Genomic DNA, 8112 nt, shown 5'->3' with positions numbered 1-8112 from the left:
GATGATCCCCGGCCTGCGCAAGGGCGCCAAGGGCCTGGTCAAACTCTACGGGCCGGAGCGGGCAAAGGTGCTGTTCGATCTTGCCTTCGAGGCACGCGGGCTGGTGCTCGATATCATTGAGCGCCACGCCATCGATTGCGATCTCAGGCTGACCGGCCATCTGGTCGGCGCGGTCAATGGCTCCGACCTCAGGGATCTCGAGGAAGAGGCCGAGTGTCTGGCCACGGTGATGAAATTTCCGCATGCCGAGATCCTGTCGGCGGCGGAAGCCCGAGCCAAGGTCGACACATCCTACCATGGCGCGATGTACGAGCCGCTCGGCGGCCACATGCATCCGCTGAACTACACGCTGGGCCTTGCCCGTGCGGCAGTTGCGGTCGGCGTCATCATCCACGAGAATTCGGTGGTGGTGAAACTGGAGCGCGAGCCTTCGATCCGGGTCTCGACTGCAAAGGGATCGGTCCGGGCCAGACATGTCGTGCTGGCGGGTGACGCTCTGCTCAACGGGCTGGAGCCGCGCGTCAACAGCCGCATCATGCCGGTCGGCAACTACATCGTCGCCACCGAGCCGCTGGAGGGCACACGCAATGTCATCCCGGCCAATGTCGCGGTGTCCGACACCCGCTTCGTCGTCAATTACTACCGCATGTCGGCGGATGGACGCCTGCTGTTCGGCGGCGGCGAACGCTACACGCCGTCACCGCCGGCCGATATTGCCGGCTTCGTGCGGCCGCATATGGAAAAGACCTTTCCGCAGCTCAAGGGCTGCCGCATCGATCAGGCCTGGGGCGGCTTGGTGTCGGTGACGACATCCAGGCTGCCGCACATCGGGCACTATGGCGAGGTCTATTTTGCGCATGGCTATTCCGGCAAGGGCGTCATCCTGTCGACGCTGTCGGGCAAGCTGCTGGCCGAAGCGATCACTGGCGATGCCTCGCGGCTTGACTTGTTCTCGACGCTGACGCCGATGCCGTTCCCGGGCGGCACGGCGCTGCGTGGGCCGCTCTATGTGCTGGGGATGCTATGGTACGCGATGCGGGATCGTATCAAGCATTGATCAGAGGCAATTGTCGACGTTAGCACTGCCCCTCACCTGCCTGCCGGCATCCTCTCCCCGTCAACGGGGCGAGGGACGCTGTTGTCGCCGGTATCGCCAATGTTGCAGGAAAGGCGATGGCGTTGCGCCAGCTACTTTCTCCCCGTCACTATACGGGGAGAAATGCCCGGCAGGGCAATGAGGGGCGGCGCTGGCGTTTGAAGAGTTTTCGGGCGATTGATTAGACGACAAAAAAATCCTCGATGCGCTGCCTGGCCTCAACCAGCACCGGCAGTATCTCCCGCTCCATCTCCGTCACCGAAAACCGCGCCGATTGCGTCGAGACGTTGATGGCCGCCACTGTGCGCTCCGCCCGGTCGCGGATCGGCACGGCGATCGAGCGCAGGCCGAGCTCCAGTTCCTCATCGACGATGGCAAAGCCGTCGGCCTTCGCCTTGCCGATGGCGCCGGCCAGCAGCCTGATATCGGTGATCGTCTTCGGTGTCCGTCTCTCGATGGTCGCCTGACCGAGGAATGCGTCCAATTCCCCTGATGTCAGGCCGGCAAGCAGGATGCGTCCCATCGAGGTGCAGTAGGCCGGCAGCCTGGTGCCGACGTCGAGCGACACGCTGAGGATGCGGCGGCCGGGAATGCGGGCGACATAGACGACATCCTCACCCGACAGGATGGCCGCCGAGCAGGCCTCGTTCAGTTGTGCTGCCACAGAGCGCATGATGGGCGCGGCGAAGGCCCATAGCGAGGCGCCGCCGAGCCAGGTGCGGGCAACCGTCAGCAGGCGCGGCGACAGCGAGAACACGCGGCCGGCCTGTGTTGCATAGCCGGTGGCGGTGAGTGTCAGCAGGAAGCGGCGGGCGCCGGCGCGGGTGAGGCCCGCTTCCTCCGCCATTTCTGTCAGCGTCATGCCCGAGGGATGGCGGGCCAGGATCTCCATGACGGCGAGGCCGCGATCGAGCGAGCCGACATGATCACGGGAAACAGCCGCTTCGTCCATCTTGTCTCCGCGGAACGGCATCGGCGTCAGGATTGACTCCTCGCCCTCGCTCAGCGTAGAAAGTATCGCATACAAAACATATGTTCGCAATACGAACTTTCTGAAACCCGGAGCCGATGCGATGGTCAAGTTCCTGCCGCTCAAACAGGCCGTGGCCGAGAATTTGAAAGATGGCGACTCCGTCGCCTTCGAGGGCTTCACCCATCTGATCCCGACGGCGGCGGCGCATGAGGCGATCCGCCAGGGTTTTCGCGACCTGACCCTGATCCGCATGACGCCGGACCTGATCTACGACCAGATGATCGGCATGGGCATGGCAAAGAAAATCGTCTTCTCCTATGTCGGCAATCCCGGCGTCGGCCTGCTGCGGCGCGCCCGCGATGCCATCGAGAACGGCTTTCCGCGCTCACTCGAAATTGAGGAGCACAGCCATGCCGGCATGGCCAATGCCTATGAAGCGGGTGCTGCCGGCCTGCCCTGCGCGGTGTTTCGCGGCTATCGCGGTGCTGGCCTCGCGGCGGTCAACCCGAATATCAAGTCGGTGACCTGTCCGTTCACCGGCGAGGTGCTGGCCGCTGTCCCTTCGATCCGGCCTGACGTCACCTTCATCCATGCCCAGAAGGCCGACAGGAAAGGTAATGTGCTGGTCGAGGGCATCATCGGCATTCAGAAGGAAGCGGTTCTGGCGGCCAAACGCGCTGTGGTGACCGTCGAGGAAGTCGTCGACAATTTCGACGATCCGCACCCCAATCTGACCGTGCTGCCGCGCTGGACGATCGCGGCGATATCGGTCGTGCCCGGCGGCTCGCATCCGTCCTACGCGCACGGCTACTATGCGCGCGACAATGCGGCCTATCTCGAATGGGACGAGATCGCCGCCGACCGCGAGAAATTCCAGGCGTGGATGCAGGCCTACGTGATCGAGAAGAGCGCCGACGATTTCGCGGCCCGGGTCGAGCATTTGAGGAAAGCGGCATGAGCGACAATCCGGGATTCACCCCCAACGAGATGATGACCATCGCCGCCAGCCGCGCGCTGCGCAACGACGATGTCTGCTTCGTCGGCATCGGCGCGCCATCGGCCGCCTGCAATGTGGCGCGGCTGACGCATGCGCCTGACATCACCCTGATTTACGAGAGCGGCACGATCGGCACCGCGCCTGACGTGCTGCCGCTGTCGATCGGCGACGGCGAATTGTGCGAGACCGCTATCACCACCGTCGCGGTGCCTGAGATGTTCCGCTACTGGCTGCAGGGCGGCCGCATCTCGATCGGCTTCCTCGGTGCGGCGCAGCTCGACAAATTCGGCAACATCAACACCACCATCATCGGCGACTATTTCCATCCCAAGACCCGGCTGCCCGGCGGCGGCGGCGCGCCGGAGATCGCGACGTCGTCGAAGGAGATCTACATCACCATGGCGCAGACCAAGCGCGGCATGGTCGAGAAGATCGACTTCTTCACCTCCTTCGGCCATGGCGAGGGTGGTGACCATCGAAAACGGCTTGGCATAGACACCGCCGGCCCGACGCTGCTGATCACCGATCTCGCCATCTGGAAGCCGGACCCGGTGAGCAAGGAATTCACTGTCGTGTCGCTGCATCCCGGCGTCACGCGCCAGCAGGTGCAGGAGAGCTGTGGCTGGGTGGTAAAGTTCGCGGAGGCGCTTGACGAAACACCGGCGCCAAGCGAACTCGAACTCAAGACATTGCGCGACCTGCAGGCCCGCACCAAGGCGGCGCATGAGGGAACCGGAAAAGCAAAGGCTGCATGACATGGCCGAGGCCTATATCTGCGACTACATCCGCACTCCGATCGGCCGCTTCGGCGGTTCGCTGTCTTCGGTACGATCAGACGATCTTGGCGCGATACCGCTGAGGGCGCTGGCCGAGCGTAATCCCGGCATCGACTGGCAGGCTGTCGACGACGTCGTCTATGGCTGTGCCAACCAGGCCGGCGAGGACAACCGCAACGTGGCGCGCATGGCGCTGCTGCTGGCAGGTCTGCCGAAGGAGATTCCAGGTTCGACCGTCAACCGCCTGTGCGGCTCCGGCATGGATGCGCTGACCATAGCCGCTCGCGCCATCAAGGCGGGCGAAGCGGAATTGATGATCGCGGGCGGCGTCGAATCGATGAGCCGCGCGCCCTTCGTCATGCCCAAGGCCGACACGGCGTTCTCGCGCAATGCCGAGATCTACGACACCACCATCGGCTGGCGCTTCGTCAATCCGCTGATGAAGAAGCAGTATGGCGTCGATTCGATGCCGGAAACCGGCGAGAACGTCGCCGAGGATTTTTCGGTGTCACGCGCCGACCAGGACGCCTTTGCCGTACGCAGCCAGGACAAGGCGGTCGCCGCGCAAGCCAATGGAAGGCTGGCAAAGGAAATCACAGAGGTGACGATCCCGCAGCGCAAGGGCGATCCGGTGGTCATCTCGAAGGACGAGCATCCCCGCGCTGGCTCAACGGTCGAGACGCTGGCCAAGCTGCCGACGCCGTTCCGGCAAGGCGGTACGGTAACGGCCGGCAATGCCTCCGGCGTCAATGACGGGGCGGCGGCGCTGATCGTCGCTTCCGAGGCGGCGGTGAAGACATATGGCCTAACGCCGATCGCCCGCATTCTCGGCGGCGCTGCCGCCGGTGTGGCGCCGCGCATCATGGGCATCGGCCCGGCGCCGGCGACGCAAAAACTCTGCGCGCGGCTTGGCCTGACGCCAAAACAGTTCGATGTCATCGAGCTCAACGAAGCCTTTGCCTCGCAAGGCATAGCCGTGCTGCGCCAGCTTGGCATTGCCGAGGATGCGGAACACGTCAACCCGAATGGCGGCGCCATCGCGCTTGGCCATCCCCTGGGCATGTCGGGTGCCCGCATCTCCGGCACGGCGGCGCTGGAGCTGCGCGAACGTGGCGGCCGTTATGGGCTTGCCACGATGTGCATCGGTGTCGGCCAGGGCATCGCGATCGCGCTGGAACGGGTTTGATCGGCGGCCCTTGCTTGGCCGGCTAAGATCAAGAATCCGGTGCGCGGTTCAAATTTGACCACGTGGACAAAAGTCTGGCGTCGTTCCATACTTCCCCGTCTGACATTTTCACGAACAGCCGGCTCGACACGGCTGTCGAACAGAGGGGAATGCAATGGAAAACCGGAACAATAAATCGCAGATAAAACGCGAAGGGCTTTCGCGACGCAATGTGCTGGAGCTGGGCGCGCTTGGTTTGGCAGCTGCGATGCTGCCGGGCGCCGCTTTCGCGGCGGACAAGAAGCTGAAGGTGGCGGCGATCTTCGCCACGCCGATCGAGGAGCCGTGGGACAACCAGATCCATGTCGCCTTGCAGAGGGCCGAGAAGGAACTCGGCATCGAATACAAATGGTCCGAGAAGGTGCAGACCGCCGATTTCAGCCGCGTCATGCGCGAATATGCGCAAGGCGGCTATGAGCTGGTGCTGGGCGATGCCTTCGCCGCCGAGCGTGAATCGCGCCGCACAGCCAAGCAATTCCCGAAGACCGCCTGGCTGTTCGGCTCCGGCGCCGGCCCGGCGGAACCCAATTTCGGCGTCTTCGACAACTGGATCCACGAGCCGGCCTATCTCTCCGGATTGATCGCCGGCAAGATGTCGAAGTCGGGCACGATCGGCGCCGTCGCGGCGATGGGCATTCCGGAAGTCAACCGGCTGGTCAACGCCTTCTTCGCCGGCGCCAGGGAGGTCAATCCCAACATCAAGAAGAAGGTCGCCTTCATCGGTTCCTTCTTCGATCCGCCCAAGGCCAAGGAAGCGGCGCTCGCGCAGATCGACGCCGGTGTCGACGTCATCTATGCCGAGCGCTTCGGCGTCATCGAAGCGGCGGTGGACAAGAAGATCCTTGCCATCTCCAACATGTCCGACCAGTCGAGCCTCGGCCCCGACACGGTCATCACCGGCCCGGTCTGGGACATGTATCCGACGGTCGAGCAGGCGATCAAACTGGTCAGGGCCGGCGTCTTCACCGCGCAGGACTATGGCGACTTCTCGCGCATGGCCAAGGGCGGCTCGCATCTGGCGCCCTACCACAAGTTCGACAAGACGCTGCCGGCGGACGTCAAGGAGCTGGTCGAGAAGAAGAAGGCCGAGATCCTCGAAGGCAATTTCCGGGTGGATGTGGACGAGAATACGCCGGTTTCGGATTGACGCTCTGGCTTTTGGGGTTGGTGCTAGGCGCCCCCCCTCTGTCCTGCCGGACATCTCCCCCTCAAGGGGGGAGATCGGATGTCATTTCGGCTTTCGCCAATTTTCTACGCCGAAGCAGGAGTGCCGCCGACAAAGCCGCCAATCTCCCCCCTTGAGGGGGAGATGGCCGGCAGGCCAGAGGGGGGTGCAGCGCATCCCTCTCAATCAAAGCTGAACCGCAAAGCCAACTCCGATCAGGAGCATCCTTGCCCTTGCCCGCCCCCCTCATCGAAATGCGCGGCATCACCAAGAGCTTCGGCGCCGTCAAGGCGAACGAGGCCGTCGATCTCAGCGTGGCACCCGGCGAGATCCTGGGGTTGCTGGGCGAGAACGGCGCCGGCAAGACGACGCTGATGAATGTGCTGTTCGGCGCCTATGCGCCCGATGCTGGGGAAATCCTCATCCAGGGCAAGCCGGTGCGGATCACCAGTTCCGCCGATGCGCTGGCCGCCGGCATCGGCATGGTGCACCAGCATTTTCACCTCGCGCCGCGGCTGACTGTGCTGGAAAATCTTTTGATCGGCATTCCCGGCAAGACAGGACGGATCGACCGCGCCGGCGGGCTGGCGCGGCTGGCCGAGATCGGCCGCCAGCATGGGCTGATGCTTGACCCGAACCTGCCGGTCTCGGCGCTGTCGGTCGGCGAGCAGCAGCGGCTCGAAATCGTCAAGGCTCTGTTTCGTGGCGCCAGGCTGCTGATCCTCGACGAGCCGACAGCGGTGCTGGCGCCAAGCGAGGTCGACGGGCTGTTTTCGGCGTTACGTTCTATGGCGGCGCAAGGTCTCGGCATCATCTTCATCTCGCACAAGCTCAATGAGGTGCGGGCGCTGACGCATCGCTGCACGGTGCTGCGGCATGGCCGCGTTGCCGGCCGCGTCGATGACCCGGCCAACACGACATCCTCGGAGATGGCAACACTGATGTGCGGCCATGAGATCGTGCCGCCGGCGCGGGGACCATCGGCGCCGGGTGCTGATGTGCTGACGCTCGACGGTATCTCAACCTCGCATCATTCCGGCACGGCGCTGCGCGACATATCGCTTGCCGTTCGTGCCGGCGAAATCCTCGGCATTGCCGGGGTGTCGGGCAATGGCCAGCGGGCGCTGGCGGAGGTGATCTCCGGCGTGCGGGCGCCCGATGCCGGCCGGATGACGATTGCCGGCCAAAAAGTCTCACGGTTTTCGCCGCGCGAGGTGCAGGCGCTCGGGCTCGGACGTATCCCGGAAGACCGTATGACGACCGGACTGGTGACCAACCTGCCGCTCGCCGATTCGATGGTGTTGCCGCGCATCGGCACCGCGGCGTTCAGCAGCAAAGGCCTGCTCAAGCCGCATGCGATCCGCGCTTTCGCTGAAGAACAAATCAAGGCCTATGACATCAGATGCCCCGGACCGATGACCCGGGCCGGCGCATTGTCCGGCGGCAATCTGCAGAAGGCGTTGTTGGCACGCGAGCTTGCCTTCGATCCGAAGGTGCTTGTTGTCTCGCAGCCGACGCGTGGGCTCGATATCGGTGCCGCCCGCTTCATCCATGAAAAGTTCCTCGACATGCGGACCAAAGGCTGCGGCATCATCGTCATTGGCGAGGATCTCGAAGAGCTGCTGGTGCTCTGCGACCGCATCGCGGTGATGTATGAGGGCCGCATCGTCGGCACGCTCGACAGCGCCGATGCAACGATAGCGCGGCTCGGCTTGATGATGACCGGGGCGGAGGGGAGAGCCTAGATGGACCTTCTGGCGGCGCTGACCCCCACCCCTAACCCCTCCCCACAAGGGGGAGGGGGGCACAGCTTCCGAGCCCGGACTTCTGCTGTTTTGTCGTGGTCGGCGCCTGCGAGAGTTCCCCTCCCCCTTGTGGGG

Annotated in this window: 7 protein-coding genes; 6 read left to right on the top strand and 1 reads right to left on the bottom strand. The window is 64.1% G+C overall.

Features of this window, described 5'->3' with window-relative positions; translation table 11 throughout:
• A partial coding sequence (locus EN939_RS12530) for an NAD(P)/FAD-dependent oxidoreductase (protein ID WP_164750967.1) occupies window positions 1–1057 on the top strand: 1057 nt, incomplete at its 5' end.
• Between the two features lie 220 nt (window positions 1058–1277).
• Here EN939_RS12530 and EN939_RS12525 read toward each other — a convergent pair.
• Entirely contained in the window at window positions 1278–2048 is a 771-nt protein-coding gene (locus EN939_RS12525) for an IclR family transcriptional regulator domain-containing protein (protein ID WP_127268265.1), read from the bottom strand.
• A gap of 121 nt (window positions 2049–2169) precedes the next feature.
• On the opposite strand from EN939_RS12525, the gene EN939_RS12520 reads away from it, so the two are divergent.
• The 5 genes from EN939_RS12520 to EN939_RS12495 all read left to right on the top strand — a co-directional run bounded on the left by EN939_RS12520 (window position 2170) and on the right by EN939_RS12495 (window position 7977).
• Complete coding sequence (locus EN939_RS12520) at window positions 2170–3027, top strand: CoA transferase subunit A (protein ID WP_127268264.1); 858 nt, start codon at window positions 2170–2172, stop codon at window positions 3025–3027.
• Window positions 3024–3821 carry a CoA-transferase subunit beta gene (locus EN939_RS12515; RefSeq protein ID WP_127268263.1) on the top strand — a complete coding sequence of 266 codons (798 nt, stop codon included), beginning with the start codon at window positions 3024–3026 and terminating at the stop codon, window positions 3819–3821. The genes EN939_RS12520 and EN939_RS12515 overlap by 4 nt, the downstream gene beginning before the upstream one ends.
• Before the next feature lies 1 nt (window position 3822).
• Window positions 3823–5028: a 3-oxoadipyl-CoA thiolase gene (gene pcaF / locus EN939_RS12510; protein ID WP_127268262.1), complete on the top strand. Its 1206-nt coding sequence runs from the start codon at window positions 3823–3825 to the stop codon at window positions 5026–5028.
• Between the two features lie 154 nt (window positions 5029–5182).
• Entirely contained in the window at window positions 5183–6214 is a 1032-nt protein-coding gene (locus EN939_RS12505; RefSeq protein WP_127268261.1) for a BMP family protein, read from the top strand.
• Window positions 6215–6465: 251 nt separating this feature from the next.
• Window positions 6466–7977 carry an ABC transporter ATP-binding protein gene (locus EN939_RS12495; protein WP_127268260.1) on the top strand — a complete coding sequence of 504 codons (1512 nt, stop codon included), beginning with the start codon at window positions 6466–6468 and terminating at the stop codon, window positions 7975–7977.
• Window positions 7978–8112: the final 135 nt, after the last annotated feature.

This window comes from Mesorhizobium sp. M7A.F.Ca.CA.002.05.1.1, from assembly GCF_003998335.1.
Classification (GTDB): Bacteria; Pseudomonadota; Alphaproteobacteria; order Rhizobiales; family Rhizobiaceae; genus Mesorhizobium.
This window is presented reverse-complemented; position numbering and strand designations above follow the sequence as displayed.